Annotated in this window: 24 protein-coding genes and 1 tRNA gene; 15 read left to right on the top strand and 10 right to left on the bottom strand. The window is 41.2% G+C overall.

Annotated features, from left to right (window positions below):
* Positions 1-55 precede the first annotated feature (55 nt).
* The 3 genes from NK987_RS17180 to NK987_RS17170 are packed head-to-tail and all read left to right on the top strand — an operon-like array spanning position 56 to position 4,211.
* Positions 56-1,390 (top strand): efflux RND transporter periplasmic adaptor subunit, encoded by a 1,335-nt coding sequence (locus NK987_RS17180; RefSeq protein WP_259264859.1) that lies wholly within the window; start codon positions 56-58, stop codon positions 1,388-1,390.
* Between the two features lie 9 nt (positions 1,391-1,399).
* Positions 1,400-2,737 (top strand): ABC transporter permease, encoded by a 1,338-nt coding sequence (locus NK987_RS17175; protein WP_259264858.1) that lies wholly within the window; start codon positions 1,400-1,402, stop codon positions 2,735-2,737.
* On the top strand, positions 2,730-4,211 hold the full coding sequence (locus NK987_RS17170; protein ID WP_259264857.1) for a TolC family protein: 1,482 nt from the start codon (positions 2,730-2,732) through the stop codon (positions 4,209-4,211). Before NK987_RS17175 ends, NK987_RS17170 begins: the two co-directional genes overlap by 8 nt.
* Positions 4,212-4,230: 19 nt before the next feature.
* On the opposite strand, the gene NK987_RS17165 is transcribed toward NK987_RS17170, so the two are convergent.
* Genes NK987_RS17165 through NK987_RS17150 form a run of 4 tightly spaced genes read right to left on the bottom strand, consistent with a single transcriptional unit; the run spans position 4,231 to position 6,230 of the window.
* Entirely contained in the window at positions 4,231-4,407 is a 177-nt protein-coding gene (locus tag NK987_RS17165; protein WP_258423923.1) for a type II toxin-antitoxin system antitoxin, read from the bottom strand.
* Positions 4,397-4,882 carry a hypothetical protein gene (locus NK987_RS17160; protein WP_259264856.1) on the bottom strand — a complete coding sequence of 162 codons (486 nt, stop codon included), beginning with the start codon at positions 4,880-4,882 and terminating at the stop codon, positions 4,397-4,399. Before NK987_RS17160 ends, NK987_RS17165 begins: the two co-directional genes overlap by 11 nt.
* Before the next feature lies 1 nt (position 4,883).
* Positions 4,884-5,378 (bottom strand): hypothetical protein, encoded by a 495-nt coding sequence (locus NK987_RS17155; RefSeq protein ID WP_258423921.1) that lies wholly within the window; start codon positions 5,376-5,378, stop codon positions 4,884-4,886.
* A gap of 3 nt (positions 5,379-5,381) precedes the next feature.
* Positions 5,382-6,230, bottom strand: a complete 849-nt coding sequence (locus NK987_RS17150; protein WP_259264855.1) for an SPFH domain-containing protein — start codon at positions 6,228-6,230, stop codon at positions 5,382-5,384.
* 103 nt (positions 6,231-6,333) lie between these two features.
* Between NK987_RS17150 and NK987_RS17145 the strand changes: the two genes are divergently transcribed.
* Positions 6,334-7,506 (top strand): DUF4221 domain-containing protein, encoded by a 1,173-nt coding sequence (locus tag NK987_RS17145; RefSeq protein WP_259264854.1) that lies wholly within the window; start codon positions 6,334-6,336, stop codon positions 7,504-7,506.
* A gap of 70 nt (positions 7,507-7,576) precedes the next feature.
* On the opposite strand, the gene fabG is transcribed toward NK987_RS17145, so the two are convergent.
* On the bottom strand, positions 7,577-8,323 hold the full coding sequence (gene fabG / locus NK987_RS17140; protein WP_259264853.1) for a 3-oxoacyl-[acyl-carrier-protein] reductase: 747 nt from the start codon (positions 8,321-8,323) through the stop codon (positions 7,577-7,579).
* Positions 8,324-8,633: 310 nt separating this feature from the next.
* Here fabG and lpdA point away from each other — a divergent pair, with 310 nt between their 5' ends.
* The 6 genes from lpdA (at position 8,634) to NK987_RS17110 (ending at position 14,120) form a co-directional block, all read left to right on the top strand.
* A complete protein-coding gene (gene lpdA, locus NK987_RS17135) occupies positions 8,634-10,034 on the top strand; it encodes a dihydrolipoyl dehydrogenase (protein WP_259264852.1) in 1,401 nt (466 codons plus the stop codon).
* Positions 10,035-10,130: 96 nt separating this feature from the next.
* Positions 10,131-10,664, top strand: coding sequence for an RNA polymerase sigma factor (locus NK987_RS17130; protein ID WP_259264851.1), 534 nt, complete (start codon positions 10,131-10,133; stop codon positions 10,662-10,664).
* Positions 10,665-11,483: an anti-sigma factor gene (locus NK987_RS17125; protein WP_259264850.1), complete on the top strand. Its 819-nt coding sequence runs from the start codon at positions 10,665-10,667 to the stop codon at positions 11,481-11,483.
* Positions 11,484-11,583: 100 nt separating this feature from the next.
* Positions 11,584-12,036 (top strand): DUF2721 domain-containing protein, encoded by a 453-nt coding sequence (locus NK987_RS17120; protein ID WP_259264849.1) that lies wholly within the window; start codon positions 11,584-11,586, stop codon positions 12,034-12,036.
* Entirely contained in the window at positions 12,029-12,982 is a 954-nt protein-coding gene (locus tag NK987_RS17115) for a glycerophosphodiester phosphodiesterase family protein (RefSeq protein WP_259264848.1), read from the top strand. Before NK987_RS17120 ends, NK987_RS17115 begins: the two co-directional genes overlap by 8 nt.
* Positions 12,983-13,103: 121 nt before the next feature.
* Entirely contained in the window at positions 13,104-14,120 is a 1,017-nt protein-coding gene (locus NK987_RS17110; protein WP_259264847.1) for a threonine aldolase family protein, read from the top strand.
* 62 nt (positions 14,121-14,182) lie between these two features.
* On the opposite strand, the gene NK987_RS17105 is transcribed toward NK987_RS17110, so the two are convergent.
* The 5 genes from NK987_RS17105 to NK987_RS17085 form a co-directional block, all read right to left on the bottom strand.
* Positions 14,183-14,437: a Txe/YoeB family addiction module toxin gene (locus tag NK987_RS17105; RefSeq protein ID WP_259264846.1), complete on the bottom strand. Its 255-nt coding sequence runs from the start codon at positions 14,435-14,437 to the stop codon at positions 14,183-14,185.
* 11 nt (positions 14,438-14,448) lie between these two features.
* Entirely contained in the window at positions 14,449-14,700 is a 252-nt protein-coding gene (locus NK987_RS17100; protein WP_259264845.1) for a type II toxin-antitoxin system Phd/YefM family antitoxin, read from the bottom strand.
* Between the two features lie 173 nt (positions 14,701-14,873).
* Positions 14,874-14,957, bottom strand: a tRNA-Leu gene (locus tag NK987_RS17095).
* A 73-nt stretch (positions 14,958-15,030) separates the two neighbouring features.
* The gene (locus NK987_RS17090) at positions 15,031-15,327 is read right to left on the bottom strand and encodes a putative quinol monooxygenase (protein WP_259264844.1); all 297 of its coding nucleotides are present in this window, start codon (positions 15,325-15,327) and stop codon (positions 15,031-15,033) included.
* A gap of 1 nt (position 15,328) precedes the next feature.
* Positions 15,329-16,102 (bottom strand): SAM hydrolase/SAM-dependent halogenase family protein, encoded by a 774-nt coding sequence (locus tag NK987_RS17085; protein ID WP_259264843.1) that lies wholly within the window; start codon positions 16,100-16,102, stop codon positions 15,329-15,331.
* Between the two features lie 103 nt (positions 16,103-16,205).
* Here NK987_RS17085 and NK987_RS17080 point away from each other — a divergent pair, with 103 nt between their 5' ends.
* From NK987_RS17080 to NK987_RS17060, 5 genes are all read left to right on the top strand, one after another.
* Positions 16,206-17,207, top strand: coding sequence for a PhoH family protein (locus NK987_RS17080; RefSeq protein WP_259264842.1), 1,002 nt, complete (start codon positions 16,206-16,208; stop codon positions 17,205-17,207).
* Entirely contained in the window at positions 17,152-17,601 is a 450-nt protein-coding gene (locus NK987_RS17075; RefSeq protein WP_259264841.1) for a GNAT family N-acetyltransferase, read from the top strand. The genes NK987_RS17080 and NK987_RS17075 overlap by 56 nt, the downstream gene beginning before the upstream one ends.
* Before the next feature lie 41 nt (positions 17,602-17,642).
* Entirely contained in the window at positions 17,643-18,179 is a 537-nt protein-coding gene (locus NK987_RS17070) for a DUF3575 domain-containing protein (RefSeq protein WP_259264840.1), read from the top strand.
* Between the two features lie 89 nt (positions 18,180-18,268).
* Positions 18,269-20,233: a ComEC/Rec2 family competence protein gene (locus tag NK987_RS17065; protein WP_259264839.1), complete on the top strand. Its 1,965-nt coding sequence runs from the start codon at positions 18,269-18,271 to the stop codon at positions 20,231-20,233.
* Positions 20,234-20,306: 73 nt separating this feature from the next.
* Positions 20,307-21,083, top strand: coding sequence for an enoyl-CoA hydratase/isomerase family protein (locus tag NK987_RS17060; RefSeq protein WP_259264838.1), 777 nt, complete (start codon positions 20,307-20,309; stop codon positions 21,081-21,083).
* The last annotated feature ends 1 nt before the right edge of the window (position 21,084 follow it).

Below are 21,084 nucleotides of genomic sequence, written 5' to 3'. Positions count from 1 at the left end.
TGATTTTGAGCCTATTTTTGGCTAACTTTGAAATAACCAAAATAGCTTACCAACCATGCAAAAGAAGAATATTTATATAGGATTAGGGATTTTTGTTGGGCTCATTGCACTGTATTGGCTATTTTTTTCCTCCGGAAAGAAAGAAGGCTTTGAAATATTGTCAGAAGTCAAAAAAGGCCAATTCAAGGTCGAAATCACCTCCTCAGGAGAATTGCAGGCGCTCAATTCCATTGAGATACTCGGGCCTATTGAAGCGCGAAGATATAGAATAGGAAACTTCACTATTGAGACTATGGTGGATGAGGGCACAGTGGTCAAAAAGGGCGACTTCATTGCTTCACTGGACAAAACAGAACTTTTTGGACGCCTTGAGGACCGAAGGCTTGACTTGGAACAGACGCGTGCGGCTTTTGAACAAACCCAATTGGATACTTCTTTGGTACTGCGGTTGGAAAGGGATAACCTGATCAACCTGGATTATGAAGTTGGCGCCAAGAAGCTTGTCTTGGATCAGTCCCAATATGAACCGCCTGCAATCATCAAACAAAACGAATACAATTACCAAAAGGCCATCCGTGACCTGCAGCAGGCCAAAGAGCGGTACAGGATCAAGACGCTTCAAGAAAAGGCAAGAATGGTCGAGGTATCGGCAAGGTTGAGAGAGGCAGAACTGGAAGTGTCCCAAATGCAGGAGGCTTTGGAAAAGTTCACTGTACTCGCGCCACAAAACGGCATGGTCATCTACCGTCAGGGAAGGGGCGGAAAAGTCAAGGAAGGCTCACAGATCAGTTCATGGGATCCTGTGGTGGCTACACTCCCCGACCTTAGTACCATGCAGAGCATCACCTACATCAATGAAGTGGATATCAGAAAGGTCAAAGTCGGTCAGACTGTGCAAATCGGGTTGGATGCTTTTCCTGACAAAAAACTGTCAGGTCAGGTGATCCAGGTAGCCAATGTTGGGCAGCAAAGACCAAACTCAGATGCGAAGGTATTTGAGGTGTTGGTCAGGGTCAATGAAAGTGACGTGCTCCTTAGACCTGCCATGACTACAAGCAACTCGATTTTGATAGAAGAAAAAGGCGATGTGGTCTATGTTCCTTTGGAGGCCATCAATGTCGAAAGTGACAGTATCAATTACGTTTATCTTAAAAACGGCAAAAAACAGGAAGTAAAATTAGGTTTGGCAAATTCCAATGACGTCATTATTGAGATGGGCTTGGAAGAAGGACAGGGTATTTTTCTTTCCACACCTGAATGGTCTCAGGATACAAGTATCAGTTTATTGGCAGAATTGGACGGAAAAAGAAACCGGAGCGAAGATTATGTGATTTCTAGGGCGGATTCCACCATGAAGCAGGATTATCAAATCAGGCCTGTCAATAACTAACCTATATTTATGAGTCCAATTTTCGATCGTAATGAAAGATTACTAGCTAATTTCCAAATTGCACTTGAAGCAGTCCTTGCCAATAAATTAAGATCCTTGCTGACGGCTTTGGGGATTATTTTTGGAGTTGCGGCTGTGATTGCAATGCTCGCTATCGGCAATGGCGCACAGCAGGAAATCCTCGAACAGATCAGATTGGTTGGTGTCAACAATATTGTCATTACACCTGTGGTCAATCAGGTGGAAGAAAACCTTGCGGAGGATTCTGATCTTGAAGAAGAAAAAGGAAAGTATTCCCCGGGATTGAAGCTTTCGGATGTAGAATCCATTGTGAAAACCATCCCTGGAATCAAAAATATCAGTCCTGAAATAGTTTTGGAAACGAATCTTGTCAAGAGTGGGGTCAGGAGGTCTGCCAAACTTGTCGGTGTCACGCCGGCATATTTTGAAGTTTTGGATTTTCACCTTCGAGAAGGAAAAATGTTTTCGGAAATGAACCTCCTCAACGGCGATCCTGTCTGTATCATCGGAAGATCCGTTCAAACCAAATTTTTCTCTAAGGAAAACCCCATCGGAAAGATGATAAAAAGTGGAAACCAATGGCTTGAAGTCATTGGCGTGATGGAGGAGCGGTTGGTATCAGAGCAGAGTATTTCCAAGTTGGGTATCCGGGATTTCAATATGGATGTCTATGTTCCTATTCAGACGATGTTGATCCGGTTCAAAAACAGGGATTTGGTCACAGGTGCAGGGGTGATGGATCAAGAGTCTGCCTCCCTTTCTGTTGACCCCAATTACCATCAGATAGATAAAATAGTAGTTCAAGTGGTAGAGAGTGAATCCCTCAATCCCACTGCAGAAGTGATTTCAAAGCTTTTGGAAAGGAGGCATATGAATGTGGTGGACTTTGAAATTACCATCCCTGAGCTATTGCTCAAACAACAGCAGCGGACGCAGAATATTTTCAATATTGTCCTAGGGGCAATAGCAGGCATTTCACTTTTGGTGGGAGGTATTGGGATTATGAACATCATGCTTGCCTCTGTGATGGAAAGAATAAAGGAAATAGGATTAAGGCTTTCGTTGGGAGCAAAAAAATCCGATATTGTCAATCAGTTTCTGTTTGAAGCCGTCATGATCAGTATTTCAGGAGGGATAATAGGCGTAATATTGGGGATTTTATTGGCCCATTTGGTATCTACTTTTGGGGATTTTCCGACCATCATCACCCTTCCCTCCATCGTCCTATCATTTGGCGTCGCAGCTACTGTCGGATTGATTTTTGGAATCGCCCCGGCAAGAAAAGCAGCAATGCAAGATCCAATAACTTCTTTAAGGTATGAGTAAACATTATTATTTGAGTATTTTACTTGTTTGGATGTTTGGTTTTCCCATCCATTCTTATTCCCAAGAAAGAGTAACATTTACCCTCGAGGAGATGGTATCAAGGGCCAAGGCAAGGTCTCCGGCTGCACTACGGGCACAGACGAGAAAAGAAAACAGGTATTGGAATTACCGTTTTTACCAATCCAATTATAATCCCCAACTCAGGCTGAGCGGTACCATCCCGGGATTTTCACAGGCATTCAACAATGTCACCCAACCAGACGGAACCATCGAATTTAGAGAAGTGAGGCAAAACTTCATGGATTTGGAATTGGGTATTGAACAAGAAATAGCCGCTACCGGTGGCAATATTTCCATCAATTCCTCCACCAACAGGTTTGATAATTTTCTGGCTCCGGTCACTTCTCCTCAGACCCAATGGAGTGGTGTTCCTGTCAATGTCCGGTTGAGGCAACCTATTTTTGCTTTCAATCCCCTGAAATGGGACAGAAAAATTGAACCTCTGATTTTTGAGGAAAGTAAGAGGGGATATGTGGAGGAAATGGAACAGATCGGAATGACTGTAACTGCTTTGTTTTTTGACTTTTTGGTATCTCAAGTCAATCTGGAGATTGCGACAAAAAACCTGAGCAATACACAGGAAATCCTCAAAATCGAGCAGGGGAGGTACAATATCGGGACCACATATGAAGACAAACTCCTTCAGGTAGAGTTACAGGTTTTGCAGGCGAGACAAGATCTCGCCCAGGCCCAGTTGGACCTAGAGGCCAACAACCTTAGACTCAAATCCTACATTGGGCTCAACGAGACTTCTGAACTGACCCTCATTCCGCCCAATGTGATCGTCCCAATCGATATCAAAGTGGAGGAGGCAATCGAGTTTGCTTTTCTCAACAGGGCAGATGCCATGGGATTTGACCGGAGAAAACTGGAAGCTGAATCGGATCTGGCACAGGCAAGGGGACAGCGCTTCAATGTCCTGTTGAATGCGAGTTACGGTCTCAATAATGCAGGCCTGACTTGGGGAGATATTTATGTGGATCCCAACAGACAGACCCTAATAAACCTCGGCTTTTCGATCCCTATTCTCGATTGGGGAAGAAATAAAGCAAGAATGGGTCAGGCACAGGCAAACAAGCAATTAGTGGAATATACCGTCGAACAGGATATCATCAATTTTGAGCAGGAGATTTTTACGAAAGTTAAGAATTTTGCCATGCTGCGTGACAGGCTTAAAATCACCGAACTTTCTGATGAGGTGGCGGAAAAACGCTATGAGATTTCCTTGCGAAGGTACCAAAATGGAAATGTGACCATTACTGACCTGAATATTGCGCAGCAGGAAAAAGACCAAAACCGAAGGGCTTACATCCAGTCTTTGAGGGATTATTGGACAGCCTTTTATGAGATGCGACAGTTGACTTTATATGATTTTGAATTCAGGCAGCTGCTGTACAATCCTGATGCTGATTAAAAACAAAACCCGGAACCTATTAAGATTCCGGGTCTTTTTTTAGTGTGGAAGGTAACCTTCCGGATTTTTTTAAGGCTTCATGGATGATCCATTCCAGTTGCCCGTTGGCACTGCGAAATTCATCCTCAGCCCATTTCTCTACAGCCTTCATGAGGTTTTCATCTATCCGTAAGGCAAACGGTTTCTTAGCTGCCATGTTTTTTGGATTTGTATGCTTCAAACATCTCAATGGCTTTTTTGGCTTCCTCGGGCATGTGCGTGCCAAGTAGGAATTTTTTGTCTTTGGTGGTGACCATGATACCGAATTTACCTCCAGTATTGTAAGCCCAGGAATCAAAATTGTACCGCAACCCCCATCCTCCATATTCCCAAAGTGAGTTGTACTCGATCAAGGCCATGGTTTCAATATCATTAAAGCCAAACGTCTTTTTTCCTACAAAAGGAAAATAGCTAAATGACAATGATTTGGAGTCAATCGTGGTTTTGAGCGTCAGTGAGAGAAACAGTACAAATACGAGTCCAACGATTCCGATCGGGATCAATTTGTCTGAAAGATTTAAATCTTCAATACTGATAATGCTGAGCAAAACGATTACTGCCACAATCACCAATAGCATCCAAATCCACAGTTGAGTGAATTTTTGGGTTTCTTTAAATATAAAATGCTTCATGTTAGGTCTTGTTTTCAAATCCGTTTTCATTCCAAACTTCAATCATCTCTTTGACTTCATTGTGCTTTCTGGTGCTGAAGACCAGCTTTTTGGTTTGAAGCTGAACTTCCACTACATGATCTGAAAAGAAAATGTATGCCTTTACATTTTTTGAATATCTCACTCCAATACCTCCATATTCCAACAGCCCATCCATTTTTTTGACTTGAATCGAATTTATTTCCGAGAATGGGATTTTCTGCCATTTATTTTTCAGTGGAGGATTTCTGAAAGCAATGGATTTATCGTCCATTCTCAATTCCAGTTTGATGCTCATCAGAAAAAGGAAAGTGATCAAAATGATCGCTCCGACAAACAATATCGCCGGCAAACCATCTTCTCCCAGTTTTCCTTTTTGCCAAAGTACAATCAAAAGCACTAAGGTGGGGACTTCCAGCATGATCATTCCAAACATGATGAAACTTCCCCTGAAACTTTGTGTCTCATTGACTACCATTTTCTATTGGTTCAAAGTTCCCACATTCAGAACCGGACTTGCACTTCTGTCAGAGCAGAGCACTACCATCAGGTTACTGACCATTGCGGCTTTTTTGGATTCTTCAAAGTCGATGATGCCTTTAATTTTGAGGTCTTCAAGGGCCATTTCGACCATGCCCACTGCGCCGTCCACGATCATTCTTCGTGCAGCGACGATGGCTGTGGCCTGTTGTCTCTGTAGCATGGCGGAGGCGATTTCTGAAGCATAAGCCAAGTGGGAGATACGGGCTTCGATGACTTTGATTCCGGCAGACTTCAGTCTGTCGATGATTTCTGCTTCCAATGAATGATTGACTTCTTCCACACCCGACCTTAGAGTCACTTCGGCATGTTGATGCTCAAAATCGTCATAAGGATACAAACCTGCCATTTTTCGGACTGCGGCATCAGTCTGTAGGTGGACAAAGTTTTCATAATCTTCCACTTCAAAGGAGGCCTTGAAGGTATTCTCAACCTGCCAGACGACGATCGTGCCGACCATGACGGGGTTACCGATTTTGTCATTCACTTTCAGCGGTTTGTTCTCAAAGTTTTTGACACGGAGAGAGATTCTCTTTTTGGTCATAAATGGGTTTACCCAAAAGAAACCGGTGTCCTTCACCGTGCCTTTATAAGCACCGAATAAGACAAGTACCATCGCCATGTTAGGCTGGAGTGTAAAAAACCCTGGCGTGATCATGATAAAGGCAAACCCGAGGATTGCCCCCAAAAGATGCAGTTCATTGATAAACGAAAACACAGTGGCAGGAATCAGTGCGAGGAACACCAAAATCATCAAATAGCCAGAAAGGGGTTTGGTTAATTTTTCCATATTGGTATGATATTAAAATGATATCAATGCAATATACTTTATTTGATTTAAAAAGTTTTAATAAATAATAATATTTTCTTGACTAATCTATTACTTTTGAATTATGCTCAAAAATTCCTTTTCCTACATTCTGTTATTTGTTGTTTCGATTACCCTGTTTTCTTGTGGAGAAAAGGCTTCTGATGAAATATATGTTGGGAAACTTGAAGAATTGGTAGCAGGCGATCTACTCGTCAAGAAAGATAGTTTGACAAAAAATATAGAAGTCAAACAGGTAATCCATCATCAAGGAATTGATTTTATCATTTCCTTGGCTGATAGGGAGAGGACGATCCAGTATTATTCAATCCAAACTGGAGAAAAAGTCAAGGAAATCAAACTTCCTTTTGATGGGCCAGACAGCTTCAAAGGTTACATTGGCTTGTTAATAGCTGAAGGGATGGATTCCTTGACCATAGTAAATATGGACGGTTGGTTTTATGACTATTACCAAGGCAATAGATTAAAAGAGGAACGTATTGATTCGAAACTGGAATTTCCAAATACGTATTACAGTAGCATGTACCATGGAAGGAGGAACAATTTTACCAAAGTCTCTGAAAGTCAGTATCAAATTTCAGTGGTTCCACTGGTTGCGCCAAGTAGCAATTTTTCAGGAAAAACAAAAGCCTTTGATAAAATCGAAGAATGGATTATCACGTTTGATTCGAAAGAAAACAAGGCAGGTGTTCAGAATCTAATTTTTCCTTTTGGATATAGATCAGATTTTGTTGAAGACCACTTGTCTTATCCGCCAATTGTGGAATTTATTGACAACAAGAATTATGTTTTATTTCCATATTCTGATTCCGTATTTGTCATGTCCGATTTCAAAATAGTTAGCAGTAAAAAATTAAATTCTGGAGAGGATTTCAATTTTATTGGCAGTGAATACATCGTTAGAGGAGGATATGCTTTTAATGAATTAAAAAAAGAGGCAAGTTCTCATTTAGATTTTCTCTACGATAAGTACAGAAATATATTTATCAGGATTTCAAAAATAAATGAATCCGGCGCTGGTGAAACCACCCGGGAAAGAACAAAACATCACCTACTCAGCATATATGATGCGGATCTAGATCCAATATCCGAATACACATTCGATTTTGGTCCCGGATCCAAATTGGAAAATTACTTTATAGCTTCAGACGGTTTTTATCTGAATAAACCCGATCAGGTTTCTGAAGACCAATACGAGTTTTACAGATTGGATCTCAGCAAAATCAAAAAACCCTGACCGGGATATTCCGCTCAGGGTTTTTGAACATTCTAAATTCTAAATTTTCTACTTTCTCGCCTCTCGCTTCTCAGGTAAGCATCGCTCCATCTACTTGGATGACTTGTCCTGAGATATACGAACTCATATCCGAAGCCAGGAAGACGCAGGCATTGGCAACTTCTTCCGGTTGGCCGCCCCGCTTCATCGGAATACCCTCTCTCCAGCCTTGGACAGTTTTCTCATCCAATACAGCAGTCATTTCCGTTTCGATAAATCCCGGTGCCACAGCATTTGCCCTGATATTTCTTGAACCCAATTCCAAAGCTACTGACTTGGTAAAGCCGATAATCCCGGATTTGGAAGCTGCATAATTGGCTTGTCCGGCATTCCCTTTGATGCCTACCACAGAAGTGATGTTTATGATGGAACCTGACTTGGCTTTCATCATTGGACGCGTTGCGGCTTTGACGGTATTAAAGCAGGATTTGAGGTTGACTCCGATGACTTCATCCCAAGCCTCCTCGGTCATTCTCATCAGGAGATTGTCTCGTGTGATTCCGGCATTGTTGACCAATATGTCAAGGCTACCAAATTCAGCCACGACCCCATTGACGAGTTCCTCTGCAGCTTTGAAGTCTGATGCATCTGAACGGTATCCTTTTGCTTTGATCCCAAATGCCGTCAATTCTGCCTCAAGAGCCTGTCCTTTTTCTACACTTGACAAGTAAGTGAAGACTACATTGGCACCTTCTTGGGCAAATCTTACAGCTATTGCTTTACCGATTCCTTTGGATGCTCCGGTGATCAGAGCTGTTTTTCCGCTTAATAATCCCATGTTATTTTCTTTGATAGGTTTCTGTTAAAAACCCAAAAATAAGGAATTTTTATTTTAGGATTATTACTCACGCAGAGACGCGAAGACGCAAAAGAATGATCAAAGTTGAATGAGGAATACATCGAAGGATTTATTTGCTGCCTAAAACAAATTGAATTTTAAATCCATAAATCGAATATTTGGCAAATTTTCACAATTTATTGAGTAAGTTTCATGTCTCAAATCTCTCATCTTATGTCTTTTTTAGATTTTTTTCTCAGCCTAAAAGCCCTATTTTTGCGAAGCTTATATTAAAATAAACAGTAAAAATATGTCTTCAACAAAATATGATGTGATTGTTTTGGGTTCCGGTCCCGGTGGTTATGTAGCTGCGATCCGTGCTGCCCAATTGGGTTTGAAAACTGCAGTGGTAGAAGCTGCTGAACTCGGTGGAATCTGCCTCAATTGGGGTTGCATCCCGACAAAAGCATTGATCAAAAGTGCTCAAGTTTTTGAATATATCCACCATGCAGAAGATTATGGAATCAAGGTAAAAGGTGCAGAAGTGGATTTCACGGCCATGGTCAAAAGAAGCCGTGATGTAGCAGGAGGCATGTCCAAAGGGATTCAGTTTTTGCTTAAAAAAAATAAAATCGACCAACTTTTAGGCTGGGGAAAAGTACAGCCCGGTAAGAAAATTGAAGTAGAAGACAGTGATGGTAAAAAGACAGTCTTTTCTGCTGACCATATCATCATCGCTACAGGTGGCCGTGCCCGTGAGCTTCCTGCTGTAAAAATCGACAACGAAAAAATAATTGGCTATCGCAAAGCCATGGTTTTGGAAAAGAAGCCTGAAAAAATGGTTGTCGTTGGTTCCGGTGCAATAGGCGTTGAATTTGCATATGTCTACAGTTCAATCGGGACCGAGGTTACGATTGTTGAATTTTTGGACAGGATTGTGCCCAATGAAGATGAGGAAGTATCCAAAGCTTTGGAAAAAATCTATAAGAAGAACGGCATCAAAATCATGACCTCCACAGAGGTAACTGCAGTGGATACCAAAGGCAAAGGCTGTAAAGTAACCGTAAAAGATAAAAAAGGAGCAGAAACAGTCATCGAATGCGACGTGGTACTGTCCGCTGTAGGAGTAGTGTCCAATGTCGAAAATATAGGTCTTGAAGATGTAGGGATTTTGGTTGAGCGTGGCAAAATCAAAACAGACGAATATTACCGCACCAATATGCCGGGCTATTACGCCATAGGCGATGTAACCACAGGTCCTGCTTTGGCACACGTAGCCTCAGCAGAAGGTATCATCTGTGTGGAAAAAATTGCAAATCACCATCCTGAACCGCTAGATTACAACAATATCCCGGGCTGTACTTATTGTATTCCTGAGATTTCTTCAGTAGGATATACCGAAGCCAAAGCAAAAGAAGCAGGCTATGAAGTGAAAGTGGGCAAGTTCCCTTTTTCTGCCTCTGGGAAAGCATCTGCTGCCGGGGCCAAAGACGGTTTTGTGAAGTTGATTTTTGATGCCAAATACGGAGAACTTCTTGGTGCCCACATGATCGGTGCCAATGTGACAGAAATGATCGCTGAAATCGTAGCTATTCGAAAATTGGAGACAACAGGTATGGACCTGATCAAGACTGTACATCCACATCCCACAATGTCTGAGGCCATTATGGAAGCAGCAGCACAAGCTTATGGTGAAGTAATCCACCTTTAATTTTATAAAAATCATTATCTTCGAAACACAAGGCCATACCAATAGGTCTTGTGTTTTTCTTTTTAAACAAAACCAGTAGCGTAAAAAAATTAAAATTTGGAAGAGCCACAACTCATTGCAGGATTAAGGGCGAAGGATAGAAAGACTATTGAATACTTATATGATAAATATTCAAAAGCCCTGTTTACTGTGATTTCGAGGATCATTATTGACAAAGATATTGCTGAGGAAGTTTTTCACGATGCCTTTATCAAAATTACTAGGAAAATCGACAGTTACGAAGAGTCTAAAGGGAGACTGTATACCTGGATGGCCAATATATGCAGGAATGCAGCGATTGACCGGACGAGGTCAAAAGAGTTCTCCAATAGCAGTAAGACCAATACGATTGATGATTACGTATATGGTTTGGAGAGTGCATCAGGGACTTCAGATTTGGTCGATGCTATAGGGGTCAAAGAACTCTTGGACGACCTCAATGAAGAACAGCGCTTTATGGTGGAGTGTATCTATTTCAAAGGATATACCCATTCTGAAGTATCCGAGGAATTTGATATTCCCCTTGGCACTGTCAAGTCGCGAATCCGTGCCGCAATTAATGTATTAAAAAAGAACTTAGGAAAGATTTAAGTGGATATTCAAGCTTACATATCGTCAGGAAAACTCGAACTCTTCCTATTGGGGGAGTTGGGTGAAAGAGAAAGGGAGGAAGTGGTCCGAATGGCCAAAAAATACCCTGAAATCCAAAAGGAATTGGATCAGTTGCAAGATGCTTTTTTGGAAATTGACCAAAAATCCGGAATTGCTCCTTCTGATTCGGTGAAAAATAAAATCTTCAAGACTTTGGAGGCTGACTTTGTCAAGGAAGTGAAGTCGCCCGTCAGTGAAGTTTCGCCGGCAAAGGTTATTCCAATGCAGCCTTGGAAAACCTATTTTGCTGCTGCATGTATAGCTGCAGTTTTGGCAACTTTTGCAGCCATTTATTATGCTAACCAGTATTTTGACATCGATCAAAAATTCACTGCTTTGGTTCAGGAACAGTCTGTTTTGGCAGAGGAATTGAACCAATACAAGGTTAACTTTGAAAAGACAGATATCCAATTGGAGACACTTCTTGCAGGTAATTTCGAAAAGATTTCGATGAAAGGTGATGGGTTTGAAATTGAAAAAGATGCGATTGTAGATGTGTGGTGGGATAAGGGTGCCAATTCGGTTTTTGTATCTGTCAATAACCTATCGAGCTTGGAGGACCAATACGATTACCAGTTATGGGCTATTGGTGACCAAGGTCCGGTTGGGATCGGCTTGGTCAATGCTGACCAAAAGTTTTCGCTCCAACAAATGGAAGCTGTAGCCTCAGCAGGTACATTTGCCATCACCATCGAACCAAAAGGAGGAAGTCAAAGTCCTACCTTGGAGAAGTTAGTGGTAATTGGAAATGTGGGTTAAAGAATAAGAGTATTAAGTTATTGGTAAATAGAACCCGGCAGCGATGTCGGGTTTTATTTTTCTTGTTTATTCCCCAACTTACCAATCAAAACCACAACCTATGGAACTTCAGATTTCAACACCGGCTTTATTATTTTCAGCCATTACCTTGATGATGCTTGCTTTTACCAACAGGTTTTTGGCCGTTGCGAGTTTGATTCGGGGACTTCATAAAAAATTTTTGGAAAACCCGGATCATGAAATTATCATTGACCAGATTCACAACCTCAAGCGCCGTCTCAGCATGATCAAATACATGCAGCTGTGTGGGGTTTTGAGCTTTTTCCTTTGTGTGGTATGTATGTACCTCATATTTATGGAGATTCAGCCTGCTGCAGATTATGTGTTTATCGCAAGTATGTTGACTCTTCTTGTCTCTTTGGGCATATCTTTGGTAGAAATTTTTATTTCTAACCAAGCCCTAAAACTCGAATTGCAGGACATGGAAAATATATTTGAAAAACGGAAAAGCGGTTTGGATTTTTGGTTCAAAAAAGACAAAAACGATGAGTAAATTAAAAAGCGTGTTTAGGGTTTCACTTCTGGCAATAATCTTTTTTTCCTGTAATTCTTCCAAAACAGGAAAAGTAGTATACTCTTCAAAACCTGCGGAATTCCATATTTCATTAAAATCAGTAGAGGAAGCCAAAAGTTTTTATACCTGGACTTCGGATCGGATACCTTTGGTCAGTGCGCACCGTGGGGGACTATACCCGGGTTTTCCTGAAAATGCCATCGAGACATTTCAAAACGTCATCCAACATACACCTTCCATTATTGAATTTGACGTGGCGCTATCAAAAGACTCCGTCTTGGTACTCATGCACGACAATACTTTGGAAAGAACGACCAATGGTTCAGGAAAAGTCATTGACCAAACTTTTGATGAAATCAGAAAACTCAGATTGGTGGACAATGATGGAAAAGAGACAGGTTATCAAGTGCCGACTTTGGAAGAGGCTTTGATATGGGGAAAAGGAAAGGTGTTGTTTACAGTGGACATCAAGCGTGAAGTTCCATTTGAAATGGTAGTGGATGCAATCAAAAAACACAAAGCCGAGGCCTATGCTGCAGTCATCACCTACAGTGTAGACGCAGCCAAAAAAGTTCATAGCCTTCACCCTGACCTGATGCTTTCAGTAACTATCAGGAATGAGGAGGAACTGAAAAGATTTGAAGATTCCGGCATTCCAATAGAGCAGTGGATTGCATTTACAGGCACTTCAGAAAGACCTTCTGAGTTCAATTCCAAGCTTCATGAAATGGGCGTGTTTACCATTTTAGGAGTACTCGGAAATTTGGATAAAAGTGCGATGGCAAATGGTGACCAGATATATGTTGATTTTGTAAGGAAGGGAGCAGATATCCTTGCTACCGACCGGCCGATTGAGGCTGCTGAGGCGATCAAAGCCGTTATTACTAAGGAAAGTTCGAAAAACAAATATTTTGAAATAAAATAGAAATACAATTGAAATAAAGTTGATATAAAAAGAAATAAGGCTAGATGTTGTAAAATTATTTCGCCGAAGGCATATTTCCATTTATTTCGCGAAGCATATTTCTTTTAAACCATTCATCCAAATGATTATAGACTTACGTTCAGATACCCTCACCAAGCCTACCCAAGGCATGTTGGAAGCCATGTGGTCAGCTCAAGTTGGAGATGATGTATTTGGAGAAGATCCGACTGTCAATGCCCTGGAGCAGAAGATGGCGGACATGTTTGGTATGGAAGCAGGGATTTTTTGTCCTTCGGGTACCATGACCAATCAGATTGCCATCCGTCTTCATACCCGGCCACAAACCGAACTGATCTGTCATAAATATTCCCATATCTACCTTTATGAAGGAGGAGGAATTATGTCCAATTCGCATGCTTCGGTAAAACTTTTGGACGGGGAATATGGAAAAATCAGTCCCTCCGACATCGCCGATGCCATCAATCCTGATGATGTTCATGCGCCCGAAACTACCTTGGTTTCTCTTGAAAACACCATGAATAAGGGTGGCGGCAGTATTTATACTTTAGAGGAAATCAAACCCATTAAAGCCCTATGTGATCAGCATGGTTTGAAACTTCACCTTGATGGAGCCAGGATTTTCAATGCACTAGAAGTCACAGGTGAAAGTACCAAAGCTTGGGGAGCGATGTTCGATACCATTTCGGTTTGTCTGAGTAAAGGTTTGGGTTGTCCGGTAGGCTCTGTCCTTTTGGGAACCAAATCAGATATCAAGCGTGCAAGAAAAGTCAGAAAATCTTTTGGTGGCGGGATGAGGCAGGCAGGTTTTTTGGCCGCTGCGGGAATTTATGCGCTAGATCACCAAGTCAAAAGACTGGCAAAGGACCATGACAGGGCAAAGAAATTAGGGCATATCCTGGAGCAACATCCTTTAGTATCTGAAGTTTTTCCTGTTGTCACCAATATTGTAATCGCCAGATTAAAAGATATCACCCCTGCCGAAATGCTCCAAAAGCTAGATGCTGTTAGTATTAAAGCAGTACGCTTTGGCAAGGATCAGATCAGGTTTGTGACCCACTTGGATTTTGGGGATGAGGGATTGGAGGAGTTTGGGAAAAGGGTCAAGGAAATAAGATAGAAATACGTTTTGCGAAATAGGTTGAAATAATTTAAGCAGAAATACTGGAAGATTTTACAGGTTCAGTAATGGTACCTGCACTGTAAAATAAAAAGAGATTCGTTTTCTACTCGATAAACCAACCTATTCTCAAGGTCTATTCTCCTTGACCACCATCCTGCAAGGTCATGTTTCAATGGTTCAGGTTTTCCATTCCCTTGAAAAGGACTTCTTTGGATTTCTTTAATCAGTGTATTGATTTTTTTAAGGGTTTTCTTATCGGTGACCTGCCAATACAAATAATCCTCCCATCCTGTACTCAGAAAAATCAGTTTCATAGAGTTCAGGATTATTCAACCAATTCTTTTTCCTGACCCAATCCTTTTTGATATTCTTCCAGACCAAGAAGCAGTCGTTCTGCATTCTTCGGACTTTTCATCAAATAAAAAGTTTCCTGCATGCTTTCGTAATCTGATTTTGAAAGTACCACCACATCCTCTCCATTTGCCCTTGTTACAAAAAGTGGGCTGTGGTCAGTAAATACCTTATCCAAAAATGTTTTTAGATTTTGTCTGAAGTTGGTGTATGTTGTGATTTCCATTTTCTTGTTTTTTTGTAAAAATAGAACAAATTCAATTATGTACAAAAAACTGTACAGATGTATTTATTCATTAAGACCTCCCAAAAGATTTTGCCTTGGATTTTGGAGATGAAGAAAGTTCTTTCTAATCGCTTATAAAACAAAAAAAGCTCGCAGAAATGCGAGCTTCTCAGTACCCAGAGCCGGAGTCGAACCGGCACGAGTGTAACCTCATTGGTGTTTGAGACCAACGCGTCTACCAATTCCGCCATCTGGGCATTTCAATCATTGCCCGTCCCTTGCTGAACGGGATGCAAATATGAGTAAAGATTTTTTTTCCTGCAAGACCTTTCAGGGCAGTTCTTGGATTTTTTTGGAACTGAAAGCAACAGGTTTTTCTGCAAAAAGGGTTTTGGTAAACGACCACACAGTTTTAAACAGCTCGGAATCACGGTATTGATTCAAAGCTTTCTCGCTTTCCCAATGGCTGAAGGTCATAAAAATATTTTTGTTGTTTTCATCCTGCCACAATTCCAAATGGCTACAGCCAGGAAAATTTCTGATTTTTTCCTTGGTATCATCAAAATTTTCCAAAAAAGCAGCTATGGCTTCTTCTCTGAAAGTCATCCTCACTATCCGGGTCAGCATATCATTCGGTTTCAAAATTGATAAATACCGGACTGTCATGCCTCAATCCCAACAAGTCAGCCCCATGTCCATGGTTGATTCCGATTTCCAACATGTCTATGCTGTTGAAAAATGCAAAGCAGTCTCCTGCTTCGACATTGTCATAAGTTTTGGTGAGCCTGCTGATTTTTTCCCTTCCAAACTCCACATAATATTTGCCCGGGTTGAGTTTGTCAAAAACCTCTTTGGGGATATTAGTGATCAGGTTTCCATAATTATCCACACGGATGACATGGCCGATGATCTGTTTTTTGGTGGCTTTGAATTGTCTTGGAATCATCTTTTTGATCTGTATCAAAGGTCCACCAAAATCATGAATCGCAGCACCTGAGGCCACTTTGGCGGCAATAGGGGCAAGGATATCCTTTACCGGAAAGGTACTTTCTTTAATATGCATTTCAGAAAACAGGACTACAATTCCCGGGTCATACTCAGAAAGCAGGCTCAAGACGCCGTTGTTTGGTCCAAGGAAAATATGTTCTTCCAGTTTGATGCCGATATATCCTTCCGTGCTGTTGCTTGTGCTGTTCATGGCTACCAAATGGACAGTTCCTTTTGGAAAATCCCTGTAAATCGCTTTTAATACAAATGCTGCATGAGCAATGTCATAGATATCGATTTTGTGGGTGATATCGACTATGTTCAATTGTGGGTTGATAGATAACATTTTGGCTTTCACCGCCGGTACATAATAGTCGGCGTCTCCAAAATCTGAGGTGAATGTTATCAATGCCATGGAAGCAAGTCTGTTAAAATTTTGTACTTTTGTAGCGGTGTGAACAAAATTAGGAATTTTATGCTTACACCCTCTATAGACTTCACAATTCAAGGAAATTAGATTGGTAGAAAAAATAATCACTCTGGAAAATATCCCGCTTCTGGACTTTTTGGGCTCAGAAAATGAGAATATCCGTCGCGTTGCAGAGGCTTTTCCCGAAAGTAAGATAGTATCCCGAGGCAATGAAATCCGGATTCAGGGACGTGCACCCGAAATCCTCAGAATCAATGATGTGATCAATATGCTCTTGCAGCACTTTCACAGATTCGGTCATGTGACTCCCGACAATGTCAAAGAATATATTGCGTTGGAAGGACAGCCCTTTACCGAAAATGAGAATAACGATGTCATCCTATATGGCAACAAAGGCCTAGTCGTCAAACCAAAATCCCCCAATCAACGCAAACTCGTTGAGTCTGCATTTAAAAATGATTTGGTTTTTGCATTAGGACCTGCCGGTACAGGCAAAACTTACATTGCAGTAGCACTTGCAGTCAGGGCATTGAAAAACAGAGAAGTCAAAAGAATCATTATCACCCGTCCAGCTGTGGAAGCAGGAGAAAACCTCGGCTTTCTTCCGGGGGATTTGCAGGAAAAGTTGGATCCATACCTGAGGCCCATTTATGATGCATTGGCAGACATGGTACCAGCAGAAAAACTCAAATATTACCAAGAAACCAGAGTAATCGAAATCGCCCCTTTGGCTTACATGAGGGGAAGGACGTTGCATGATGCCTTTGTATTGTTGGACGAAGCGCAGAATACTACCAGCGAACAGATCAAAATGTTCCTGACTAGGATGGGGCCCAATTCCAAAGTCATCATTACCGGTGATCAAAGCCAAGTCGATCTTCCATCTAAAAAGAAATCAGGGTTGACTGAAGCCTTACATATCCTGAAGGATGTCAAAGGAATCGGGGTGGTGAGCTTAAGCGGCAAAGATGTCATCCGTCATAAATTAGTCAAATCGATCATAGAAGCATACGAAAAAGATGAATCCCAAAGAGATGAAAGAAGAGAAGCCTATCTCCGTAGAAAAAGTACAGATCAAGGAACAGCTTGATACGGTTTTTGGCATCAGAGAGGAAGTATTTGTCATCGAACAGGAAGTAGATCCTTCAGAGGAATATGATGAGTTTGAGGATATTTCTCTTCACTTTTTGGCAAAATCTGATGGAGAACCTGCCGGCACTGCGAGGTGGAGATTTACTGACAAGGGTGTTAAACTGGAAAGATTCGCTGTATTGAAATCCAAGCGGGGAAAGGGCGTCGGGTATGCATTGGTCAATGCAGTGATAGAGGACATCAAACTTAACCCCGATGCCAAGGGAAAGAAGCTTTACCTACATGCCCAATTGGATGCGATGCCACTCTATGCCAAATTTGGTTTCCGGCAAGTTGGAGACATGTTCGAAGAGTGCAATATCAAACATTTTAAAATGGAATTATATTTGTGAAATCCGGAAGGATTGATTTACCATAAACCAACTTTAGTGATATGAAAAAATCATTGTTTACCCTTGCCTGCATTACCTTAATTACCTTTGGTTCATATGCCCAATCGCTTGAAGATCCTAAAGGTGAAATCAGGCTCAACTTTTTGAATACCATTATCTTGGGATCTGTTGAAATCGGGTATGAAAGTTTCTTCAAACCTGATCAATCTCTTGGTCTTGAGTTGCATTTAAATGACCGCTTCAGCTATAGAAGCCAAAATGATTCAAGGGACTTTTCTACTACTTCAATTTTAGCTTCCTACAATTTTTACTTTGCAGGAGATGGCAATGGTAAAATCTATATCTCTCCTTTTTTGAAATACAGGTTTGGGGAATTTGTTGAAACCTTAAGCAATACAACTACAGTCACAAGCATGAACAGTGGAGCAATAGGACTTACCGCGGGCTATAGATGGAATTTCAATAATTTTGCTTTTGGACCATTTGGATCTGTCAACAGGCAATTTTCCCAAGAAGTACAAAATAGGTTTTCGGCTGTAGAATTGAATGCCGGCTTCAATGTCGGATACCGTTTCTAAAAATATTAAACGTTTAATTTAGGGTAAAAGGGATCAGCAATGATCCCTTTTTATTTTTTTGTATTTAAATTCCCTGAAACAATTTATCCATGCGTTTTTCGGAATTTCCCTTTTTGCGGTATGCCGTTTTCTTCATCCTCGGGATAGTGTTTTATCCATTATTTGAAAAAATCGGCTTCCATTTTTCTTTAACTATTTGGATGGCTTTTATCCTGATCTACCTGATTTTGGTATGGTTCAATTCCCGTTTCAATATATTTAAATTTAAAACCATCCTTCCTACTTTGGCCTATTGCCAATTGTTGATGGCAGGCTATTTTTTCACATACCAAAAGGACATCCGAAATCACCCCAATAACCTTGTCAATTCCAAAAAAGAGATCAAAGCCTACCTTGCTACTGTTATCAGCCACGATGAACCGAAACCCAATTCGATTGCCAACAGGGTAAATGTCAAAAAAGTGTTTGATGGATCGGATTGGGAGGAAATGGAAGGAGAATTTTTGATTTATCACCGATCAGAGGAAGGCCTATCCTCAGGAGATTTGATTTTGGTATCCGGAAGCCCTCAAAAAATTAAGGGACCAACAAACCCTTTCGAATTTGATTACAGGAAATTTATGCTTAACCAACAGATTTCGCATCAGCATTTTATCGGAGAAAGATTTGAGAAATTTGGAAATCTTGCAGAGAACCCGGTTGAGACATTTTTTATCCATGTCAGGTCTGAAATCCTCTCGGGAATGGACAGTCTCATACATAACAGGCAGGCTAATCAGGTCGCGAAGGCAATTTTATTGGGACAAAAGAAAGATATGGATCGGGATATTTCAGATGCCTACGTCACTGCCGGGGCCATGCACATTCTGGCAGTTTCGGGATTGCACGTCGGGATTGTGTATGGATTCTTTTTTCTATTCATAAAACCGTACAGGCTTAAAGTCAAAAAAAGAGTCATTTACCTTAGCATGATCATTTTATTGATTTGGGGATATGCGTTGCTGACAGGAATGTCACCTTCAGTCATGCGTTCTGCGACCATGTTTTCGCTGATGGCTTTGGCCCAGATGAAATCCCGTAACCCTTCCATCTTCAATGCCATTGCTTTATCTGCCGTGATTTTACTTATGTATGATCCCTTTCTGATCTATGCAGTTGGATTTCAGCTTTCCTACCTGGCACTGATCGGGATTTTGGTGATTCAGCCCTTATTGGTGCGTCTTTGGAGTCCTACAAACAGGATTGTAGACTATATCTGGCAAATTACAACAGTCAGTTTTGCCGCCCAACTGGCCACTTTTCCGATATCGGCTTACTACTTTCACGTCTTCCCTACCTATTTTGCAGTCGCCAACTTGGTGGCCATTCCCGGGGCATTTTTGATGATGGCTTTGGGGGTTCCCCTTATGGTTTTGATCAAGGTCCCTTACATTTCTTTGGTCTTGGCTTGGGTGACAGAAAAAACGATTATTGTGGTCAATACGCTGATTTTTTGGTTTCAGGAATTGCCCGGTTCGAGGATTTCAGATATTTATTTTTCTTCAAGTTTCATTTGGGTGTATTGGCTGATGCTTTCATTATTCATTTTACTTTGGCTTTATCCCGGAAGGAAAATGGCCTATACTTTATTGGTATTGTTAGGATTGGTTGGGATTTCACGGTTGGTTTTTACTTTTATTCCAAAGGAGAAAAATGAAATCACTTTATATGCTGCCGGAAAAGGAATCGCCCTAGATTACCATATCGGTGAAACTCTTTTTTGGTATGACCAAGCTTCAGAGCAGGATATCAGCTATAAAGTAATGCCAAATAGAAATGCGTCCTCGGCCAAATCCAGATTTCCAATGGTTGCTTTTGAAACTGAGAATGGTCTGGAAATTCCACTTGAGGGACTTAGCCAAAATCTGATTATTCAGAAAAATGTTTTTTTCTTACCGCAAGCGAGGGATTATTCAGTGTGCAGATGGGAAGAAAACAAATGGACATCTGTTACCAAATCAGATTCTATTTTGATGGATTCACATTCGTACAAAATAATATTAAACTCACCCTAATCTTGGAAGAGCAAAAGCAGTCGGCTATCTTTCAATTATCGATTTTCACAAGCTCAAAGAATTTCCCTTCGCCATGGACCAACCGATAATAACGCAGATCAAAGACAGGATAGGTTACATTATCCTCAACAGACCCGAAAAAAGAAATGCTTTAAACGGCGAAATGATCGCTTATCTTGATGCTGCACTGACGGATTTTGAAAGGGATGATGCTGTCAAGGTAATTGTTATCAAAGCCGAAGGAAAAGTCTTTTGTTCCGGTGCAGACCTAGCGGCACTACATGCTCTTCAGTTTAATTCTTTCGAAGAAAACCTGATTGACAGCCGTGGCCTTAAAGACCTTTTTCACAAAATTTATACTTTTCCCAAGGTCATCATTGCGCAGATTCAGGGACATGCCTTGGCTGGAGGATGTGGATTGGCGAGTATCTGCGACTTTTCTTTTGCGGCAACAGAAGCCAAATTTGGTTATACTGAAGTCAAAATCGGATTTATTCCTGCTATTGTCATGGTTTTTCTCCTTCGGAAACTCGGTGAAGGAAAAGCCAAGCAGCTGCTGCTGGAAGGAGACCTGATTTCCGCTACTTATGCCCAATCCATTGGACTGATAAACAGGGTGGTCGAAGCCGCCGAGTTAGAGGAAAAGGTTTATGCTTTTGCGCAAAAACTGATTGAACAAAACTCGGGTGAAGCCATGTCGCTTACCAAAGAAATGATAGGAAGGGTGCAGGAAAGGACTTTGGAAGAGGCTTTGGAATATGGAGCTTCGATGAATGCCAAGGCTAGAGGAACAGATGATTGCAAAAAAGGCGTCACCGCATTTTTGAACAAAGGGCAAATCAAATGGTAAA

The organism is Aquiflexum gelatinilyticum (genome assembly GCF_024813435.1).
Taxonomy (GTDB): Bacteria; Bacteroidota; Bacteroidia; order Cytophagales; family Cyclobacteriaceae; genus Cognataquiflexum; species Cognataquiflexum gelatinilyticum.
Note: the sequence above shows the minus strand (reverse complement) of the source record. Positions and strands in the feature narration are given on the sequence as shown.

What these genes read in the sequence shown, in the direction of transcription:
- NK987_RS17180 (WP_259264859.1), top strand. Translation starts at nt 56, where the DNA reads ATGCAAAAGAAGAATATTTATATAGGATTAGGGATTTTTGTTGGGCTC.
- NK987_RS17175 (WP_259264858.1), top strand. Translation starts at nt 1,400, where the DNA reads ATGAGTCCAATTTTCGATCGTAATGAAAGATTACTAGCTAATTTCCAA.
- NK987_RS17170 (WP_259264857.1), top strand. Translation starts at nt 2,730, where the DNA reads ATGAGTAAACATTATTATTTGAGTATTTTACTTGTTTGGATGTTTGGT.
- NK987_RS17165 (WP_258423923.1), bottom strand. Translation starts at nt 4,407, where the DNA reads ATGGCAGCTAAGAAACCGTTTGCCTTACGGATAGATGAAAACCTCATG.
- NK987_RS17160 (WP_259264856.1), bottom strand. Translation starts at nt 4,882, where the DNA reads ATGAAGCATTTTATATTTAAAGAAACCCAAAAATTCACTCAACTGTGG.
- NK987_RS17155 (WP_258423921.1), bottom strand. Translation starts at nt 5,378, where the DNA reads ATGGTAGTCAATGAGACACAAAGTTTCAGGGGAAGTTTCATCATGTTT.
- NK987_RS17150 (WP_259264855.1), bottom strand. Translation starts at nt 6,230, where the DNA reads ATGGAAAAATTAACCAAACCCCTTTCTGGCTATTTGATGATTTTGGTG.
- NK987_RS17145 (WP_259264854.1), top strand. Translation starts at nt 6,334, where the DNA reads ATGCTCAAAAATTCCTTTTCCTACATTCTGTTATTTGTTGTTTCGATT.
- fabG (WP_259264853.1), bottom strand. Translation starts at nt 8,323, where the DNA reads ATGGGATTATTAAGCGGAAAAACAGCTCTGATCACCGGAGCATCCAAA.
- lpdA (WP_259264852.1), top strand. Translation starts at nt 8,634, where the DNA reads ATGTCTTCAACAAAATATGATGTGATTGTTTTGGGTTCCGGTCCCGGT.
- NK987_RS17120 (WP_259264849.1), top strand. Translation starts at nt 11,584, where the DNA reads ATGGAACTTCAGATTTCAACACCGGCTTTATTATTTTCAGCCATTACC.
- NK987_RS17115 (WP_259264848.1), top strand. Translation starts at nt 12,029, where the DNA reads ATGAGTAAATTAAAAAGCGTGTTTAGGGTTTCACTTCTGGCAATAATC.
- NK987_RS17110 (WP_259264847.1), top strand. Translation starts at nt 13,104, where the DNA reads ATGATTATAGACTTACGTTCAGATACCCTCACCAAGCCTACCCAAGGC.
- NK987_RS17105 (WP_259264846.1), bottom strand. Translation starts at nt 14,437, where the DNA reads ATGAAACTGATTTTTCTGAGTACAGGATGGGAGGATTATTTGTATTGG.
- NK987_RS17100 (WP_259264845.1), bottom strand. Translation starts at nt 14,700, where the DNA reads ATGGAAATCACAACATACACCAACTTCAGACAAAATCTAAAAACATTT.
- NK987_RS17090 (WP_259264844.1), bottom strand. Translation starts at nt 15,327, where the DNA reads ATGCTGACCCGGATAGTGAGGATGACTTTCAGAGAAGAAGCCATAGCT.
- NK987_RS17085 (WP_259264843.1), bottom strand. Translation starts at nt 16,102, where the DNA reads ATGGCATTGATAACATTCACCTCAGATTTTGGAGACGCCGACTATTAT.
- NK987_RS17075 (WP_259264841.1), top strand. Translation starts at nt 17,152, where the DNA reads ATGAAAGAAGAGAAGCCTATCTCCGTAGAAAAAGTACAGATCAAGGAA.
- NK987_RS17070 (WP_259264840.1), top strand. Translation starts at nt 17,643, where the DNA reads ATGAAAAAATCATTGTTTACCCTTGCCTGCATTACCTTAATTACCTTT.
- NK987_RS17065 (WP_259264839.1), top strand. Translation starts at nt 18,269, where the DNA reads ATGCGTTTTTCGGAATTTCCCTTTTTGCGGTATGCCGTTTTCTTCATC.
- NK987_RS17060 (WP_259264838.1), top strand. Translation starts at nt 20,307, where the DNA reads ATGGACCAACCGATAATAACGCAGATCAAAGACAGGATAGGTTACATT.